This is a genomic window from Phycicoccus jejuensis, from assembly GCF_044797865.1.
Lineage (GTDB): Bacteria > Actinomycetota > Actinomycetes > Actinomycetales > Dermatophilaceae > Phycicoccus > Phycicoccus jejuensis.
On the sequence record NZ_CP085209.1, the window covers coordinates 1,927,797 to 1,945,577 of the forward strand.

15 protein-coding genes and 1 pseudogene are annotated in these 17,781 nt (G+C 74.7%); 8 read left to right on the forward strand and 8 right to left on the reverse strand.

Annotated features, from left to right (window positions below; genetic code table 11):
- The first annotated feature begins 70 nt into the window (after positions 1-70).
- The 6 genes from LG324_RS09075 (at position 71) to clpX (ending at position 7,178) form a co-directional block, all read left to right on the forward strand.
- The gene (locus LG324_RS09075; protein WP_404353009.1) at positions 71-1,312 is read left to right on the forward strand and encodes an MFS transporter; all 1,242 of its coding nucleotides are present in this window, start codon (positions 71-73) and stop codon (positions 1,310-1,312) included.
- 166 nt (positions 1,313-1,478) lie between these two features.
- Positions 1,479-2,105, forward strand: a complete 627-nt coding sequence (locus LG324_RS09080; RefSeq protein WP_036829374.1) for an ATP-dependent Clp protease proteolytic subunit — start codon at positions 1,479-1,481, stop codon at positions 2,103-2,105.
- A gap of 29 nt (positions 2,106-2,134) precedes the next feature.
- A complete protein-coding gene (locus LG324_RS09085; protein ID WP_030527423.1) occupies positions 2,135-2,782 on the forward strand; it encodes an ATP-dependent Clp protease proteolytic subunit in 648 nt (215 codons plus the stop codon).
- A gap of 186 nt (positions 2,783-2,968) precedes the next feature.
- Entirely contained in the window at positions 2,969-5,113 is a 2,145-nt protein-coding gene (locus LG324_RS09090) for a hypothetical protein (RefSeq protein WP_404353010.1), read from the forward strand.
- An 83-nt stretch (positions 5,114-5,196) separates the two neighbouring features.
- Complete coding sequence (locus LG324_RS09095) at positions 5,197-5,655, forward strand: DUF4118 domain-containing protein (protein ID WP_404353011.1); 459 nt, start codon at positions 5,197-5,199, stop codon at positions 5,653-5,655.
- Positions 5,656-5,894: 239 nt separating this feature from the next.
- The gene (clpX, locus tag LG324_RS09100) at positions 5,895-7,178 is read left to right on the forward strand and encodes an ATP-dependent Clp protease ATP-binding subunit ClpX (RefSeq protein WP_030527421.1); all 1,284 of its coding nucleotides are present in this window, start codon (positions 5,895-5,897) and stop codon (positions 7,176-7,178) included.
- Positions 7,179-7,264: 86 nt separating this feature from the next.
- Here the strand turns inward: clpX and LG324_RS09105 are convergent, their stop codons facing one another.
- From LG324_RS09105 to LG324_RS09125, 5 genes and pseudogenes are all read right to left on the reverse strand, one after another.
- Positions 7,265-7,783: a hypothetical protein gene (locus LG324_RS09105; protein WP_404353012.1), complete on the reverse strand. Its 519-nt coding sequence runs from the start codon at positions 7,781-7,783 to the stop codon at positions 7,265-7,267.
- A 556-nt stretch (positions 7,784-8,339) separates the two neighbouring features.
- Positions 8,340-9,212: pseudogene (locus LG324_RS09110) on the reverse strand (DUF58 domain-containing protein); the annotation flags it as partial.
- Complete coding sequence (locus LG324_RS09115; protein ID WP_030527418.1) at positions 9,125-10,090, reverse strand: MoxR family ATPase; 966 nt, start codon at positions 10,088-10,090, stop codon at positions 9,125-9,127. The pseudogene LG324_RS09110 and the gene LG324_RS09115, both read right to left, overlap by 88 nt.
- Entirely contained in the window at positions 10,087-10,575 is a 489-nt protein-coding gene (locus LG324_RS09120) for a hypothetical protein (RefSeq protein ID WP_030527417.1), read from the reverse strand. The genes LG324_RS09115 and LG324_RS09120 overlap by 4 nt, the downstream gene beginning before the upstream one ends.
- Positions 10,568-11,305 (reverse strand): DUF4129 domain-containing protein, encoded by a 738-nt coding sequence (locus tag LG324_RS09125; protein WP_404353013.1) that lies wholly within the window; start codon positions 11,303-11,305, stop codon positions 10,568-10,570. Before LG324_RS09125 ends, LG324_RS09120 begins: the two co-directional genes overlap by 8 nt.
- 60 nt (positions 11,306-11,365) lie before the next feature.
- On the opposite strand from LG324_RS09125, the gene LG324_RS09130 reads away from it, so the two are divergent.
- Positions 11,366-12,043, forward strand: coding sequence for a hypothetical protein (locus tag LG324_RS09130; protein ID WP_404353014.1), 678 nt, complete (start codon positions 11,366-11,368; stop codon positions 12,041-12,043).
- 105 nt (positions 12,044-12,148) lie between these two features.
- Positions 12,149-12,445: a hypothetical protein gene (locus tag LG324_RS09135; protein WP_404353015.1), complete on the forward strand. Its 297-nt coding sequence runs from the start codon at positions 12,149-12,151 to the stop codon at positions 12,443-12,445.
- 85 nt (positions 12,446-12,530) lie between these two features.
- On the opposite strand, the gene valS is transcribed toward LG324_RS09135, so the two are convergent.
- The 3 genes from valS to eccB are packed head-to-tail and all read right to left on the reverse strand — an operon-like array spanning position 12,531 to position 17,780.
- The gene (gene valS / locus LG324_RS09140; protein WP_404353016.1) at positions 12,531-15,161 is read right to left on the reverse strand and encodes a valine--tRNA ligase; all 2,631 of its coding nucleotides are present in this window, start codon (positions 15,159-15,161) and stop codon (positions 12,531-12,533) included.
- Positions 15,162-15,204: 43 nt separating this feature from the next.
- The gene (locus LG324_RS09145) at positions 15,205-16,452 is read right to left on the reverse strand and encodes a S8 family serine peptidase (RefSeq protein ID WP_404353017.1); all 1,248 of its coding nucleotides are present in this window, start codon (positions 16,450-16,452) and stop codon (positions 15,205-15,207) included.
- Positions 16,449-17,780, reverse strand: coding sequence for a type VII secretion protein EccB (gene eccB / locus LG324_RS09150; protein WP_404353018.1), 1,332 nt, complete (start codon positions 17,778-17,780; stop codon positions 16,449-16,451). The genes LG324_RS09145 and eccB overlap by 4 nt, the downstream gene beginning before the upstream one ends.
- Position 17,781 lies beyond the last annotated feature (1 nt).

Consider the following 17,781-nt stretch of genomic DNA (forward strand, 5'->3'; position numbering starts at 1 on the left):
GACGCGGGTCACGACCGCGTCACGGACACCCACGACCACCACGACCCGAGAGCGACCCGTGACCTCCGCCATGACCGCCCCGCCCCTGTCCCGAACCCGCGTCACGAGCGCCCGCACGGCCGTGTTCGTCGTGTTCGCGCTCGCCGGGCTCGTCTTCGCCTCGTGGGCGGCCCGCATCGCCGACACCAAGGTCGCGCTCGGCCTCAGCGCCGGCGAGCTCGGCGCGACGCTGCTCGCCGCGAGCGTCGGGTCGGTCACCGGGCTGCCGCTCGCCGGCCGGGTCAGCAACCGGCTCGGCGCCGGCCGCACCGTGATGATCGGGATGGCCGTCTCGCTCGTCGGGCTGATCGGCACCGGGGCCGTCGTCGACGCCGGCGCCTCGCGCGGGTTCGTCATGGTCGGGCTCTTCCTCGTCGGCCTCGGCGTCGGCCTCTGGGACGTGTCGATGAACCTCGAGGGCGCCGCCGTCGAGCGCGAGCTCGGCACCTCGGTCATGCCGCACTTCCACGCCGCGTTCTCCGGCGGGACGGTGCTCTCGGCCCTCGTCGGGGCCGGGATGTCGGCCGCCGGCGTGCCGCTCAGCCTGCACTTCGCCGGGGCCGTCGTCGTCACCGTCGTCGGCGCCGCGTGGGCGCTGCCGCGCTTCCTGCCGCAGGGCCTCGAGCTCGAGGAGCCGGGCGAGGCCGTCGCGGGTGGCGCGCGCGAGCGCTCGGCCTGGCTCGAGCCGCGCACCCTGCTCATCGGCGTCGTCGTCCTCGCCGCCGCCTTCACCGAGGGCACCGCGAACGACTGGCTGGCGGTCGCGTTCGTCGAGGGCCACGAGCTCCCGACGTGGGCCGGCGTCCTCGCGTTCGCCACGTTCCTCACGTTCATGACGGTCGGGCGGCTGCTCGGCACGCGCCTGCTCGACACGCACGGGCGCGTCCCGGTCCTGCGGGTCAGCTTCGGCCTGGCCGTCGTCGGCGCCGCGCTCGTCATCTTCGGGACCGACTGGCTCGCGTTCGTCGGCGCCGCCGTCTGGGGCGTCGGGGCCGCGCTCGGCTTCCCCGTCGGGATGAGCGCCTCGGCCGACGACCCCCGGCGCGCCGCCGCCCGGATGTCGGTCGTCGCGACGATCGGCTACGTCGCCTTCATCGCCGGCCCGCCGCTCCTGGGCTTCCTCGGCGACCGGGTCGGCGTGCTCCACGCCCTGCTCGTCGTCGGCGCGCTGGCCATCCTCGCCCTCTCCGTCGTCACCGCCGTCCGCGAGCCGGACGGTTGGCCGGTGGGGGAGCGGCCCCACGACCCCGCCGCGGGCAGCCCGGTCGGCTGACCCGGCCCGGGGGAACCCGGGGCGGGCCCGCGCACCCTCGTGCGCGGGCCCGCCCTCGCGCGTTGTGCTCACGGCGAACACGGGACCGGCAGTGGAGTGCGGCGGGGTGGCCGGGCGTTAGGGTCACTGACAGGAACGACCCACCACGAGCGAGGAGCATCCCAGCGTGACCAGCACCGAGATCGTCGCCGCGGGCGAGGGCCAGAAGGCCGGCCTCGACGACTCCATCTACAACCGACTCCTCAAGGAGCGGATCATCTTCCTCGGGTCCGACGTGCGCGACGACAACGCGAACGCGATCTGCGCGCAGATGCTGCTCCTCGCGGCCGAGGACCCCGAGAAGGACATCTGGCTCTACATCAACAGCCCCGGCGGCTCGGTCACCGCGGGCATGGCGATCTTCGACACCATGCAGTGGGTCTCGAACGACGTCGCCACCGTCGCGATGGGCATGGCCGCCTCGATGGGGCAGTTCCTCCTGTCGGCCGGCACCCCGGGCAAGCGCTACGCCACCCCGCACGCGCGCGTCATGATGCACCAGCCCTCGGGCGGCATCGGGGGCACGGCGTCCGATATCAAGATCCAGGCCGAGCAGCTGCTGCACATCAAGAAGCAGATGGCCGAGCTGATCGCCGAGCACACCGGGCAGACCGTCGAGCAGATCGAGACCGACTCCGACCGCGACCGCTGGTTCACCGCGGCCGAGGCCAAGGAGTACGGCTTCGTCGACCACGTCATCACCAAGGCCGACATGGCGGGACGCCGTGCCGACAACCCGGTGACCGGCGACTGACCCCGGCCGAGACGACGCGAGAGAGAGACATGAACGCAGACCTGACCGGCCGCCTCCACGTGCCCGGCCCGAGCAGCCGCTACATCCTGCCGCAGTTCGAGGAGCGCACCTCCTACGGGATGAAGCGCCTCGACCCGTACACCAAGCTCTTCGAGGACCGCATCATCTTCCTCGGGGTGCAGGTCGACGACGCGTCCGCCGACGACGTCATCGCGCAGCTGATCGTGCTGGAGTCCCAGGACCCCGACCGCGACATCCTCATGTACATCAACAGCCCCGGTGGCTCGTTCACGGCGATGACGGCCATCTACGACACGATGCAGTACATCCGCCCGGACGTGCAGACGTTCGTCATCGGGCAGGCCGCGTCGGCCGCGGCCGTGCTGCTCGGCGCCGGCGCCCCCGGCAAGCGCTTCGCCCTGCCGAACGCCCGGGTCCTCATCCACCAGCCGGCGATCGAGGGGACGGGCGGCATGGCCTCCGACCTCGAGATCCACGCGAACGAGATCATCCGGATGCGCGGGTGGCTCGAGGAGACGATCGCCAAGCACTCCGGCCGCGAGCTCGACCTCGTCCGCAAGGACATCGACCGCGACAAGATCCTCTCGGCCGAGGGCGCGAAGGAGTACGGCCTCATCGACGAGGTGCTCGCCTCGCGCAAGGCCTCGACCGTCTGAGGTCCGCCGCACCCCGCACCACCGACGCCGCCCGGCTCCGCGAGGACCGGGCGGCGTCGTCGTGCCCCCGGCCGTGGGGGCCTCGGCCCGTCCGCCCGGGTCCCGTCTGCGAGTTGTCGCAGAACGTGCGGCGTGCACCGGCCCGCGGCCCTAGGCTTCGCGCAGTTGCCGAGCAGGAGGGGGGCCGTGGTGGCTCGTCGTCGTCGTGGGTGGGTCGTCGCGGTCGTCGTGGCGATGGTCGGGGCAGGCGTCGTCGGGGCGGTCCCCGGCGCCGCCGCCAAGGAGGTGACCGGCAGCGCGATCGTCGTCTCCGGCGGCACCGACAGCAACGCCTGGGTGGACGACGCCTCGAACAGCACGATCACCTGGCGGGGCGACCGCTCGGCCGTCATCGTCACGGGGACTCACCCCGACGGCAGCAACGACAGCTACGCCTGGTTCTTCTCGCCGGGTGCGGCCGCGGCGCTGCCCACGGAAGGGACGCACGAGGTCTCGGCGTCGGGTCCGCTCTCGCTGCTCGTCGGCGAGGGGTCGCGCTCGAGCTGCCACGTCGAGGGCACGGTGTTCGTCCGCCAGCTGGCCTTCGACGACACCGGCGCCCCCACGAGCCTGGCCGTCGACTGGGAGGGACGCTGCGGCACCGCGACCTCCGGCCAGGTCCGGGTCGCCTCCGACGTGGCCTACGGGGGCCTCGACGTCCCCGAGGCGCTGGACTTCGGGCGGGTGACGATGGGCGAGATCCCGCCGGCGACCTCCCTCGTCGTCCGGGCGCGCGGGACGCAGGCGCCGGTCGTCACGAGCGTCGCGGTGGCCGCGGAGGCGGGCCAGGAGCCCCAGTACGTCGTCCTCCACGGTGGGGACGGGTGCACCGGCCGGACGCTCACGAACCTCCAGACCTGCACCATCCGGCTGCGACCCGCCCCCACGGCGCCCCGCTACACCAGCGGGAGCCACAGACTCCTCCTCGGCACGGCCGACGGGGCGACCGGCCTGACGTCCCTGCGCGACGAGGGCGTCTCGATGTCGCAGCGCGGGCAGTACACCCCGATGACGGGGCGGGTCATGGACACCCGCAAGGGCCTCGGGGTGCGCAAGGGGGCGGTCGGGCCCGGCGGCACGGTCACGCTCAAGGTCGCCGGCCGGGGCGTCGTCCCGGCGAGCGGCACCGCGGCCGCCGTCCTCAACCTCACCGTCACCGGGACCACCCGCGCCGGCCACGTCACGGCCTACCCGGCCGGGTCGACCCGACCGACCGCCTCGAACATCAACTTCCCGGCCGGCTGGACCGGCGCGAACCTCGTGACCGTCCCGATCGGCAGCAACGGCTCGGTCTCGTTCTTCAACAACGCGGGGTCGGCGCACCTCGTCGCCGACCTCGTCGGCATCTACTCGTCCGGCCCGTTCACGAGCCTGGGCCGCACCACCGACTTCTACCCCCACGAGCCGACCCGCCTGTTCGACTCGCGCACGGTGTGGAAGGAACGGCTGGGCCCGAACGAGTACTTCGCCGTGCGGGCCGACTACGGCGCCGCGATGAACGGCCGCGTCGAGGCGCTCGTGCTCAACGTGACGGCGACCGGCACGACGGGGACCTCCTACCTCAGCGCCACCGACATCGAGCCGCGCAACGCGCCGCCCTCGACCTCGACCCTCAACTACACGAAGGGCCTGACCGCCGCGAACATGGCCGTGGTGCCCCGGGTCGCCGCGACGTCCACCTCGCTGCGCGTGCCGACCGTGTGGGTCGCCAACACCGGCTCCGCGAGCACCCACGTCGTCATCGACGTCGTCGGCTTCTTCGCCACGCCGCAGGACGCTGACTACGGCCTGCGCTACCGCTCCCTGGCGCCGACCCGCGTGGTCGACACCCGCCGCGACCTCGGCGTGGCGAGCCTCGGGGCGGGCAAGGTCCAGCGCGTGCAGGTGCCGACCTCCGTGGCGGGCCGCGACACCTACAGCCTCGTGGGCAACCTCACCGGCGTCGCCCCCTCGACGAACACCTACCTCACGGCCTGGGACGCCGGTGCCCGCCCGACGGCGAGCAACCTCAACCTCATGCGCGGGGCCACCCGGGCCAACTCCGCGTGGCCCGGGCTCGACACCGGCAACGGGTTCCGGCTGCACAACGCCTCCGGCTCGGTGGAGGCGGTGATGGACGTGTCGGGCACCTTCGAGGGCTTCCCCCAGCTCCCCGACACGATCGCCGGGGTGCCGTTCGTCCTCGGGTCCACGGGCTCCGCCGTCGCCGCGCCCGTCGTCAAGGGCCCGGCCGTCGAGGCGCCGAAGGTCTCGGACGTCGCGCCGCGGGTGTCCGCCGTCGGGGGGCGCTGACCCGGCGTCAGGATGGCGTCAGGACCCCGTCAACACGGCGTCGGCGACCTCCCCACGAGGCGCAGGGGTGCTGCGCTGGGGGCATGTCCGCCCGTCGTGACCTGACCCTCCTGCACGCCGCCTCCGCCTTCGGCCCGGTCCTGCTCGCCGCGCTGCTCGGCCTCGCCCGGGACGCGCTGACGCCCACCGTCGTCGCCCTCGTGCTCGTCCTCGCGGTCGTCGCGGTCGCGGCGGCCGGCGACCGGCTCTCCGGGGTCGTCGCCGCCCTCAGCGCGGCGCTCGGCTACGACGTGTTCTTCACGCGCCCCTTCCTCAGCCCGACCATCGCCTCGCCGGCCGACGTCGAGCTCGTCGTGGCGCTCGTCCTCGTCGGGCTCGCGGTGAGCGAGGTCGCGATCCGAGGCCGGCGGGCCCAGGCCGCCTCCGCCTGCCCCGTGTCGACGGCCGGGTGCGGGAGCCGGAGCGCGAGGGGCTGCCGACCGACCGCATCACGTCCGTCGTCGCCACCTCGCCCCGGGGCGTCGTGGGACACGTGTCGCTGACCTCCGCGGCACGTGTGCGACGGCCGTCACGCGAGCAGCTGCGCGTGGCCGCGCTGCTCGTGCGGGTGGCGGCTCCGGGGGCCGACCACGAGGGACCCGGGGCCACCGGGACCGACCTCGCGTTGCGCTGACAGCGAACCCACGCGACGCGCCGGGCCCGCGGGGGCTTCAATGGGTGCGGCGGAAACCGTCGGCGGGTAGCGTCGGGGGCGTTGTCGAGCCGAGGTGGAGGACGTTCCGTGGCACGAGTGGGAGAGACCAGCGACCTGCTGAAGTGCTCCTTCTGCGGCAAGTCGCAGAAGCAGGTCAAGAAGCTGATCGCCGGCCCCGGCGTCTACATTTGCGACGAGTGCATCGACCTGTGCAACGAGATCATCGAGGAGGAGCTCGCCGAGACCGGCGACCTCGGCCTCGACGAGCTGCCCAAGCCGCGCGAGATCTTCGACTTCCTCGAGAACTACGTCGTCGGCCAGGACGTCGCCAAGCGCGCGCTCGCCGTCGCCGTCTACAACCACTACAAGCGCATCCAGGCGGGGGAGGCCGGCTCCAAGAAGGACGCCGACCACGTCGACATCGCGAAGTCGAACATCCTGCTCATCGGCCCGACGGGCTGTGGCAAGACCTACCTCGCGCAGACGCTCGCGAAGATGCTCAACGTCCCGTTCGCCATCGCCGACGCGACGGCCCTGACCGAGGCCGGCTACGTCGGCGAGGACGTCGAGAACATCCTCCTCAAGCTCATCCAGGCCGCCGACTACGACGTCAAGAAGGCCGAGACGGGCATCATCTACATCGACGAGGTCGACAAGATCGCCCGCAAGTCCGAGAACCCGAGCATCACCCGGGACGTCTCCGGCGAGGGCGTGCAGCAGGCGCTGCTGAAGATCCTCGAGGGCACGACCGCGTCGGTGCCCCCGCAGGGCGGCCGCAAGCACCCGCACCAGGAGTTCATCCAGATCGACACGACGAACGTGCTGTTCATCGTGGGCGGGGCGTTCGCCGGGCTCGAGAAGCTCATCGAGTCGCGCAACGGCAAGAAGGGCCTCGGCTTCGGCTCCGAGCTCCACACGCCGAAGGACCTCATCGAGAGCATCCACGAGGTGATGCCCGAGGACCTCATGAAGTTCGGGCTCATCCCCGAGTTCATCGGTCGCCTCCCGGTCATCACGACGGTCGCGCCGCTCGACGTCGAGGCGCTCGTGCGCATCCTCACCGAGCCCCGCAACGCGCTCGTCAAGCAGTACCAGAAGATGTTCGACATCGACGGCGTCGTCCTCGAGTTCAGCGACGACGCGATCGAGGCCGTCGCCGAGCAGGCGCTCGCCCGCGGCACCGGCGCCCGCGGCCTGCGGGCGATCATGGAGGAGGTCCTCCTCCCGGTGATGTTCGACGTGCCGAGCGACGACGAGATCGCCAAGGTCGTCGTCACCCGCGACGTCGTCCTGCGCAACGTCAACCCGACGATCGTGCGCCACGACGACGAGGGCGGCCGCAAGCGCACGCCGCGCAAGCGCTCCGCCTGACGGCGCACCCCCGCCACGTCGCGAGCCCGGACCGGTCGGTCCGGGCTCGCGGGCGTTCGGGGGCTCGGGCGGTGCGGCCGGCCGGGTCAGCCGGTGCGGGCCGCCCGCCAGGCGAGGACCGCGGTGGCGGCCAGCCCGGCGAGGGCGAGGGTCACGACGGCGGTGCCCCAGGCCGACGGGGTCCGGGTGCCGAGGAGCCCGACGATCGCCGCGCCCGCTCCCGCGGTCGCGAGCAGCCCGCCCTGGGTCGCCCAGCGGCGCAGGGTCGCCCGGGGCAGCCCGGCGCCGGGCGGGAAGGCGGCGAGCAGGGCGAGGCACAGGTGTGTCGCCAGCACGAGCGTCGCGACGAGCACCGCAGCGGCCCAGCCGCCGACGTCCGTCGGTGTCACGCCGCTCGTCCCGACGACGACCACCTGGCCGACGAGCAGCAGCGTCGCCCCCCAGCGACCCGGCCGGCGCAGCCCCCACCCCGTGAGACCGGCGAGCGGGAGCGCGAGGACGGCAGCCGTGACCGGGGTCGAGAGCGCGGCGAGCCCGAGGAGCAGGACGCCGGCGACGACGACGAGGAGGGCGGCGAGCGACCGCCAGCGGCGCGCGGGGGTCATCGGGCTGCTCCTGCCGTGCGGGGCCGACGTCCGATGCCGCGCAGCACCGTGTCGAGGGCGCCGTCGGCGCCCAGGGGACGACCGGCACCCCGGCCCGCGCGCAGCGGTGGGCCTCCCGCTCACGCTCCAGCAGCCGCAGCCGCCACGTGAGGGACGCCAGCCGCGGGTCCTCGATGCCCGTGGCGGCGACGAGCGCGGCGGGGTCGGCGTCGGGGGTCGCCAGGTGCCCCGGCAGGGTGTCGACGACGAGGACGACGTGCCCGCTGCGGGCCAGGCGGACGGCGTGAGCGAGCGGCTCGGCCGACACGAGCGCCGAGAGGATGACGACGACGGCGCCGGGTGGCACCGACCGGCGCAGCTGGGCCCGCAGGGCGCGCTCCTCACCGACCGAGCCGCCGGAGGGCTCGGCCCGGCCGAGGCCGAGGAGGATGCGGGTCAGCTGGTGGTGCCCGCCGACCGCCGGGACGTCGACGACCCCGCCGCCCCCGAGGACCGACACGCCCACCCGGTCGCCGGTCGAGAGGTAGTGGGCGGCGAGCGCACCGGCGGCGTCGACCGCGACGTCGAGGCTCGAGCGGCGACCGGTGTCGGTGTCGGGCACGCCGACGTCGCGCAGCGCGTCGACGAGGAGGCGGACCTCGGCGTCCTGGTCGGCGTGGGTCGTCGTGACGTGGAGGGTGCCGGTCCGCAGCGACACCGGCCAGCTGATGCGGCGCAGCCGGTCGCCGGTGCGGAACGGGCGCAGGTCGGCGAGCTCGGTGCCGGAGCCCTGCCGGTTCGAGCGGTGCTGCCCGACGAGGCCGGACGGGTGCGGCAGGCCGGCGCGCGAGGAGAACCGGCCCGGGCGCGGCACGACGGTCACGGCCCCGCGCAGCTGCTCGGGCGAGAGCCACACGAGTCCGCCGAGGTCGCCCAAGCCGGCGACCTGGGCGGGTCCGACCCGGCGCGAGCCCCACCGCAGCGCCTCGACCTCGACCCCGAGCGGCACCAGCTCGTGCGGCTGCAGGCCCTCGGTCGCCGCGGCCACGTGACCGTGCCGAGGCGTCGAGCGCCCCCAGCGGTCGGCGGGCAGGTGGGCGACGACGTCGCGCAGCCCGGGGACGGGCGCGAGGTCCAGCCGCCACACGAACGACTCGCCCTCGCGCACCACGAGCGGGTCGACCGACGACTGCACCCGGGGCGCCCGGCGGGGGCGCGTGACGAGCGACCACGCGGCCGCCCCGAGGAGCGGCACGCCGACGACGACGAGGTCACCGCGCCCGAACGCGACGCCCACGACGAGCACGAGCAGCCCGACGAGCAGGGCCCGACCGAGCGCTCGGGTGGGGCGCCACCCGCCGGTCACGCCGTGCGGGCCGTCGTGCGCGGGGTGCGGACGGTGCGCAGGACGTCCGCGACGACGGTGGCCGAGGTGACCTCGCCCATCCACAGCTCGGGCCGGACGACGACGCGGTGCTCGAGGACGGCGGGGGCGACGGCCTTGACGTCATCGGGGGCGACGTAGTCACGGCCGCGGACGACGGCCAGGCCGCGCGCCACGAGCATGAGGCCGAGCGAGCCACGGGGGGAGGAGCCCATCAGCACGTGCTCGTGCTCACGGGTGGCCCGGGCGAGGGCGACGCAGTACCGCCCGACCTCGGGCGAGACGGTGACGTCCTCGAGCGAGGCCTGCAGCTCGAGCAGCTCGGCGGCGTCGACGACGCGGCGCGCCTCCTGCTCCTCGCGGCGTCGCTCGAGGCGACGGCCGAGGACCTGCCACTCCTCGTCGGCGTCGGGGTAGCCGAAGGCCACGCGGACGAGGAAGCGGTCCAGCTGCGCCTCGGGCAGCGGGTAGGTGCCCTCGTACTCGACGGGGTTGGCGGTCGCGAGCACGTGGAACGGCCGCGGCAGCCGGAAGGTCTGGCCCTCGACGGTGACCTGCCCCTCCTGCATCGCCTCGAGCAGCGCGGCCTGCGTCTTCGGGGGCGTCCGGTTGATCTCGTCGGCGAGCAGCAGGCCGGTGAAGACCGGGCCCTGACGGAACTCGAAGCGCCGCTCGCCCTGGTCGTAGACGAAGCTGCCGGTGAGGTCGGAGGGCAGCAGGTCGGGGGTGAACTGCGCCCGGGTGAAGTCGAGGCCGAGCGCCTGCGCGAGGGTGCGCGCCGCGAGCGTCTTGCCGAGCCCGGGGTAGTCCTCGAGGAGGACGTGCCCGCCCGCGAGGACCGCCGCGACGACCACCTCGGTGGCCGCCCGCTTGCCGACGACGACGGTGTCGACCTCGTCGAGGACGGCGACGGCGCGTCGGTGGGTCGTGGCGAGGTCGGTCATGCGGTCTCCTTCGTCGGGGTCACGGTCTGCGTCGGGCGCAGCGACTCGAGGTCGGCGATGACCGCCTCGGCGTCCTGGGGGGTCAGGCGGCGCGGTGGCGCCGCGAGGTAGCGGGCGAGGGCTCCGTCGGGCGGGGTCACGGGGCGGCCCGCGGCTGCGCCGAGCCGCTCGGCGGTCAACGAGCGCACGAGCTCCTGGAGCTCGGCCGGGGCGCTCGTGTCCGTCCGGTTCGGGGCCAGCAGCCGGCGGAGGGCACCGATCCCGGGCTCGGGCGGGACCTCGTCGGCCCGGCGGGGGAGCCAGTCCCAGTCGACGCCGTCGTCGCGCTGCAGGGGCACGAGCAGCCCGATGAGCGAGACGACGAGGACGACCGCCGCGGCCGCCGCGAGCACGACGACGCCGCGGACGAGGACGAGCGCGACCAGCGCGACGCCGGCCACGCCGAGGCCGACGACCCGGCCTCGGGTCAGGTGCAGGTCACGCACGGGATCCGGCCTCCTGCCGTTCGACGGCGGCGCGCAGGTCGGCGGCGAGGCGGGTCAGGGCGGCCTCCGCCGTGGCCCGGTGGTCCTCGGTCAGCTCGTGGTGCGACCAGGCTGCCTCACGGTAGAGGGCCGCCAGCGACTGCAGGGTCTCCTCGTCGACCTCGAAGCGGCGCAGCACGCCCACGGCGGTCTCCGTCGAGGTGCGCGAGGCGCTGAGGGTGAGCCCGGCGGCCCGTAGCGTGTCCTCGAGCCGGTCCCACGCCGCGATGATGCCCTCCGCCGGCGTGCCCCGCCCGAGGACGACCAGCCGCTCCTCCGCGTCCTCGGAGAGCGCCGTGCCCAGCCGGGCCAGGTCCGGCCCGGCCGTGTCGTCGGCCTCGACGGCGCGCGGCCCCTGGAGCGAGCGGAGCAGCGCCCGCAGGACGAGGACGAGGACGACGAGGAGCGCGAGCCCGACGAGGCCCACCGCGGTCCACCCGACGAGCGCCGCGAGGGAGTCGCCGTTGACCGAGGCGGAGCGGAAGGCCCGGGCGTCGACCTCCGAGGAGGGGCGGAAGACGTCGTCGTCGGCGCCGTACTGTGTCACGGGGCCGAGGTGCGGGCCGCTGATGACCCGCGGGATGCCGGGGACCGAGGCCGCCCAGACGGCCAGCAGCGCCGCGGCGGCCGCGGTCGCCCCCAGGGCGACCCGGCTCCGCCGGGCGCGGTCACTGCGTCGTGCCTCCCCCACGCGACACACCCAACCACACGCGGCTTGGCGAGAGGGGGACCGGGAGGGGACGATGTGCCCGTGGCGACGACCTTCCGGCTGCGGGCCGGCGACACCGGCCCGGTGCAGCAGTCGCCGGTGACCTGCGGGTCGGCGTGCCTGACCGTCGCGCGGATGCTCGTCGACCCGGTCTTCGCGTCGTGGGTCCGGACGGGCGACCCGCACCCGCCCGGCTCACCGGCGGGGGCCACCCAGGCCGAGCGCTTCGCCGCGTACGAGCGGGTCGTCATGCGGCGCACGAACGGGGTGCTCTCGGGCGGTCGGCGCCCGAACCTGCCGTGGCCGCGGGCGCTCGGTACGCCGCCGTGGGGGGCGCTGCGCGAGCTGGAGTTCGGGGCGGCCCGTCTCGGGACCCGTTACACGCTCGACCTGCTGCGCGGCGCCGACGAGTACGGGCTGGTCGAGCGCTTCGAGACCCTCCAACAGGTCGTCGCCGACGGCGAGCCGGCGCTGCTGTACATCGGCAACGCGGTGCTGCCGCGCCACGTCGTCCTCGTCCTGCCCGGCGACGGCGACCGGATGCTCGACGTCTACGACCCCGGGACCGGCCGCGTGGGCCACCTGCGCCGGGACGAGGTCGTGCAGCACCGGATGCGCCTGTCCGGCTGGGACGTCCCCTGGGTGGCGGTGCGGCCGGCGGGTCTGCGCCGCGTCGAGGCACGCCAGGGCGCCCCGTCCCTCGGCCCGATGCCCGCCTGAACCCCGTCGAGTGAACAGGACACGCCGCGTGCGGGGCTCCGCAGACGGCGTGTCCTGTTCACTCGACGGGTGAGAGTGCCCGGGCGCGCGGTCTAGGCTGCGCTCGTGCCGCTGCCGCCCGACCTCGCCCCGGGTCGAGCCGCCGCGCTCGTCGAGGAGCTCGGCCGTGTCGTCGTCCTCTCGCCGGCCGGCACCGCCGACGCGGTCCGCACGGACCGCCGGCACCTCGTGCGGCACGCGCTGCTCGGGTCCGCCGTCGGCTTCTGGCTGGGGCGGCTGCTGGCGGCGGCGGTGCCGATGCCCCTCGCGCTCGGTGTCGCCCCCCTCTGCCTCGTCCTGGGCGCCGGAGCGGGTCCGCCTGCGCTGGCGCCCCCGCCCGCCCGCCTGAACCCCGTCGAGTGAACAGAACACGCCGCGTGCGGGGCTCCGCAGACGGCGTGTCCTGTTCACTCGACGGGTGAGGGCGCACCCGGCGAGCGAGGGGACCTCAGACGGTCGGCTTGGGGACCGGGACGAGCTCGAGGTCGCGCGTCGCGACCTCCTCGCCCTCGGCCCACTCGAGCGACCCGGTGAGCCGGCCGGCGGCCCGCAGGTCCGCCTCGCCGGCGCGCAGGTGCTCGAGCAGCGCGGCCGGGGCGACGATCGTCGCGGTGGGCACCTCGGCCCGCATCCCGACCTTGGCCTCGGACTTCGCCTTGCGGACGACCGCGAGGGCGGCCCCGACGGCGGGCAGCGCAGCGGGGTCGCCACCGGCCGGCACCTCGTCGGCGGTCGGCCACGGCGCGCGGTGCACCGTGCCCTCGTGGAACCAGCTCCAGACCTCCTCGGTGACGTACGGGAGGACCGGCGCCAGCAGGCGCAGGACGACGTCGAGGACGAGGCGCAGCGTGGCGCGGGCGGAGGCGGCCTCGGCGTCGCCGCGCGAGCCGTAGGCGCGGTCCTTGACGAGCTCGAGGTAGTCGTCGCAGAAGGTCCAGAAGAACGACTCGGTCACCTCGAGGGCGCGGGTGTGGTCCCAGCCCTCGAAGCCGGCGGTCGCCTTCTCGACGACCTCGCGCAGCGCGGCGAGCACCGACAGGTCGAGCGGGTCGGTGACCTGCGCGGCGAGGTCGCCCTCGACGTCGCCGAAGGAGAGGGCGAACTTGCTCGCGTTGAGGACCTTGATGGCCAGCCGCCGGCCGACCTTGATCTGCCCGACGTCGTAGGCGGCGTCGGCGCCGAGGCGACCGCTGGCCGCCCAGTAGCGGACGGCATCGGCCGAGTGCTCCTTGAGGAGGTCCTCCGGCGTCACGACGTTGCCCTTGGACTTGCTCATCTTCTTGCGGTCCGGGTCGAGGATCCAGCCCGAGATGGCGGCGTTCGTCCACGGCACGCTGCCGTGCTCGAAGTGCGCGCGCACGACCGTCGAGAACAGCCAGGTGCGGATGATGTCGTGGCCCTGGGGGCGCACGTCCATCGGGAAGACCTTCTCGAACAACGGGTCCGGGTCGACGCCGTCACGGCCGCGCCAGCCGGCGGCGATCTGCGGGCTCAGCGAGGAGGTGGCCCAGGTGTCGAGGATGTCGGGGTCGCCGACGAAGCCGCCGGGCACGCCGCGCTGGTCCTCGGTGTAGCCGGCCGGCGGGTTCGCCGCGGGGTCGACGGGCAGCTCGGACTCATCGGGGAGGATCGGGTGGTCGTGGTCCGGCTCGCCGTCGGCATCGACCGGGTACCAGACGGGGATCGGCACGCCGAAGAAGCGCTGGCGCGAGACGAGCCAGTCGCCGTTGAGTCCCTGGACCCAGTTGGAGTAGCGGTTGCGCATGAAGCCGGGGTGGAAGTCGACCTCCTCGCCGCGGGCCACCAGGGCCGCGTTGAGGTCGGCCTCGCGCCCGCCGTTGCGGATGTACCACTGGCGGGTCGTGACGATCTCGAGCGGCTTCTCGCCGCGCTCGTAGAAGTTGGCCTTGCGCTGCGTCGGCTTCGGCTCGCCGTCGAGGTCGCCGGACTCGCGCAGCGCGCCGACGATGGCCTCGCGCGCCGAGAACGCGGTCTTGCCCGCGACCTGCTCGGCGTAGAGGGCCTCGCCCGCCGAGCCGACGAGCCACTCGGGGGTCTCGGACTGCATGCGGCCGCTGCGCGTCACCAGCGAGCGGGTCGGCAGGCGGAGCTCACGCCACCAGAGCACGTCGGTCAGGTCGCCGAACGTGCAGCACATCGCGATGCCCGCGCCCTTGTCCATCTCGGCGGCGGGGTGCGCCACGACCGGCACCTCGACACCGAAGAGCGGCGTGCGCACGGTCGTGCCGAACAGCGGTCGGTAGCGCTCGTCGTCCGGGTGGGCGATGAGGGCCACGCAGCTGGGGATGAGCTCGGGGCGCGTGGTCTCGATGTGCACCGGGCCGTCGGCGCCGTGGAACGCCACGCGGTGGTAGGCGCCGGGGTAGTCGCGGGCCTCGAGCTCGGCCTGCGCGACGGCGGTCTGGAACGTGACGTCCCAGAGGCCGGGGGCCTCGGACTGGTAGGCCTCGCCGCGACGGACGTTACGGAGGAACGCCTGCTGCGAGGTGGCACGCGAGTGGTCGTCGATCGTCCGGTAGCCGATGGACCAGTCGTAGCTGTGGCCGATCCGGCGGAAGAGGGACTCGAACGCCTCCTCGTCCTTGACGGTCAGCTCGTCGCACAGCTCGATGAAGTTCTGGCGCGAGATGGGCATCTCGTCGGCGGCCTTCGTGCTCTTGGCGTTGCCGCGGAAGGGCGGCTCGAAGTCCGGGTCGTGGTGCAGCGACGCGTCGCCGCGCACGCCGTAGTAGTTCTGCACGCGCTTCTCGGTGGGAAGGCCGTTGTCGTCCCAGCCGATCGGGTAGAAGACGTTGAACCCGCGCATCCGCTTGTAGCGCGCCATGCAGTCGGTGTGTGTGTAGCTGAACACGTGCCCCATGTGCAGCGAGCCGCTGGCGGTCGGCGGCGGGGTGTCGATGGAGAACACCTGCGAGCGGTCACCGGCGAGGGCGGCCTCGCGGTCGAAGGCGTAGGTGCCCCGCTCCTGCCATACCGCGCCCCACTTCTCCTCCAGGCCGTCGAGGGACGGCCGGTCCGGGATGGCGGAGGCGGCGGTGGGGGAGGAGTGCTCGGTCATGGCCGACATCCTCCCAGACCCCGGAGGGTGCCCTCACCCGGGTTCAGCCGGTGCGGCGTCGGCGTGCGAGGCGCACGAGCGCCAGCCCCGTGAGGGCGCTGCCGGCCGCGACGGCCACCCAGAGCACCTGCCGCCGCTCACCGGCGCGCGGGTCCGCGACCGGGCGCACCTCGAGGCGGGTCGTGGCGGCCTCCGCGCGCGGCGGGGCGGTCGTGCCGGGCAGCGGCGGCCCGGCCATCCCGGCGTCGAGGACCGCCGTCAGCGCCTCGACCGGCTGGATGACGCCCCAGCCGACGGCGTCGTCGCGCGCGTCGCGCCGGTCGCGGGCGGCGGTGACCTCGAGGCGGTGGGCCCACAGCTGTGGCCCCTCGGACGGGAAGCGTTGTGCGAGGAGGGCGGCCGCCGCGCTGACGTACGCGGTGGCGTAGCTCGTCGACCCCTCGTCGGAGGACAGGTAGCAGTCGCCCCACGCGCCGAAGGTCGTCAGCACGTCGGTGCCGGGGGCCGCGACGTCGACGTGCGACCCCGTGACCGACCCCTTGGCCGGCCGGTCGTTGGCGTCGCTGGCGCCGACCCCGAGCACGCCGGGGTAGGCGGCGGGGTAGCGGGGGCCGCGCACGGGGTCCTGCTCGGTGCTCGTCCCGGCGGCCGCGACGACGAGGGCCCCCTTGCTCTGCGCGTGCTCGACCGCCGACCGCAGGCGGGAGTCGTCACCGGCCGTGCTCAGCGAGACGTTGACGACCTTCGCGCCGCCGTCGACCGCGGCCCGGATGCCCTCCGCGAGGGTGCCGGCGTCGGTGTCCGGCCCCTCCTGCGAGGTGCGCTCGTCGGACACGACCTTGATCGGGAGGATGCGGGCGGCGGGGGCGAGGCCCTCGACGCCGGACTTCGAGCCGACGGACCGGGCGGCGATGATGCCGGCGACCGCGGTGCCGTGCAGGCGGGTGTCGGTGCGGGCCGACCCCCCGACGAGGCTTCGCCCGTCGAGCACGGAGGAGCCGGTGAAGTGCTGGTTGCGGGCGACCCCGCTGTCGACGACGGCGACGGTGACGCCCCGCCCGGTGGCCATCGTCCACGCGGTGCGGGAGCCGAGCCGGACGAGCGCCGTCGGGGTGTCGGTGACCCACTGGGTCCGTCCCTCCTCGCACTGCTCGGCCGCGGAGGGCAGGACCGCGGCCACTGCCGGGGCGGACCCGGCGGAGGCGAGCGCCGGTGCGGCCGAGGGGAGCACGGCGGTGCTCGCGAGCAGGAGCGGCGCGGCGATGCGGGCCGCGCGGCGCCGCGAGGTCACGACGTGCCCGAGACGACCGTGCGGGCGGCGTCCTCGCCGAGGGCCGGGCCCGAGCGGAACAGCTCGGTCCAGGCCGCGGGGACCGGGACGACGTCTCCGGGCGTGTAGCCCAGGCGGGCGAGCACCTCGGTGTCGGCGCCGACGACCGAGTAGGCCGTGGCGGTCTGGTCCACGGCCAGCACGGGACCCTTGCCGAGCACCTGCCCCGACACCGCCCGGACGAGCGCGCCGGACCCGGTGTCGACGACGGTGCGGCCGCGGTCGGACGCCGGCGGGTCGCTGGTGACCGTCGTCAGCGCGACGACGGGGGCCGTGTTCGCCGCGGCCGTGAGCGTCGCGCACGGCGTGGTCTCCAGGGCCGTCGGCAGCTTCTCGGGCCAGGCCGTCGGGGCGGTGCGCTGCGGCACGACCTGGAGGCGGGCGATCTGCGCGCCCTCGACGGGCAGGACGTCGGCGGACGCCCCCGAGCCGAGGCGGTACATCGCGAGCGCGACGTCGGGCAGCGGCTCGAGGGTGCCGTCGGGGGTGACGAGGTAGTGACGACCGTCGTCCTGCAGCTCGAGCACGGACCCGACCGAGGCACCGGGCGGGAGACCGGGGAGCGGCTTGCCGAGGTCGTCGACGGTGAGCGGGCCGAGCGCCGGCCCCTCGGGGAAGAGGTTGAGCCACGCGGCCGGGGCGGCGACCGGCGGGCGCCCGTCGAGCCGCAGGGCGACCGAGACGGCCGACAGGTCGCGACCGCGCACCGGGTAGCGCATCCCGTCCGCGACGACGAACACCGCTTCGTCGGTGCGGACGAGCACGGCGGCGCCGTCGGCGGGCTCGGCCCGGCGCTTCGGACCGATGGCGGACGAGACCTGCTGCCCCGCACCGAGGCACGAGAGCCAGCCGGTGTTGACGAGGCGGTCGGCCGGTGCGAGGGAGTCGGGGGCACCGAGGATGCCGAGGGTCGCGCCGCGCTCCTTGTCGGCGAGCTCCTCGTCCGGCACGGCGAGCACCTTGAACTGGTTGCTCGGGATGAGCAGGCGGGCGCTGACGGTGTTGACGACCGGGTGCAGCACCTCGTCGATGGACACGTACCGCGCGCCGCTGTCCTCGGCGATGACCAGCCGGTCGTTGCCCCAGTCGTCCGGGAGCGACGAGCGCAGGTACCCGAACGCCATGCTGCCGAGGACGAGCACGACGGTGAGCGCGAGGCCACCCACGACGGCCCGCAGCGGGCGGTCGGGCTCGACCTCGCGACCGCCCGGGGCACCGCTGACGAACGCGGTGGTCAGCCGGCGACGGCTGAACGACTGCGCCTCGACGAGGTCCTTCTTCGTCGCCACG

Excerpts from the sequence above, each read along its gene's own strand:
- LG324_RS09115 (WP_030527418.1), bottom strand. The coding sequence starts at position 10,090 with ATGACCGACCTCGCCACGACCCACCGACGCGCCGTCGCCGTCCTCGAC.
- valS (WP_404353016.1), bottom strand. The coding sequence starts at position 15,161 with ATGACCGAGCACTCCTCCCCCACCGCCGCCTCCGCCATCCCGGACCGG.
- LG324_RS09085 (WP_030527423.1), top strand. The coding sequence starts at position 2,135 with ATGAACGCAGACCTGACCGGCCGCCTCCACGTGCCCGGCCCGAGCAGC.
- LG324_RS09095 (WP_404353011.1), top strand. The coding sequence starts at position 5,197 with ATGTCCGCCCGTCGTGACCTGACCCTCCTGCACGCCGCCTCCGCCTTC.
- LG324_RS09105 (WP_404353012.1), bottom strand. The coding sequence starts at position 7,783 with ATGACCCCCGCGCGCCGCTGGCGGTCGCTCGCCGCCCTCCTCGTCGTC.
- LG324_RS09075 (WP_404353009.1), top strand. The coding sequence starts at position 71 with ATGACCGCCCCGCCCCTGTCCCGAACCCGCGTCACGAGCGCCCGCACG.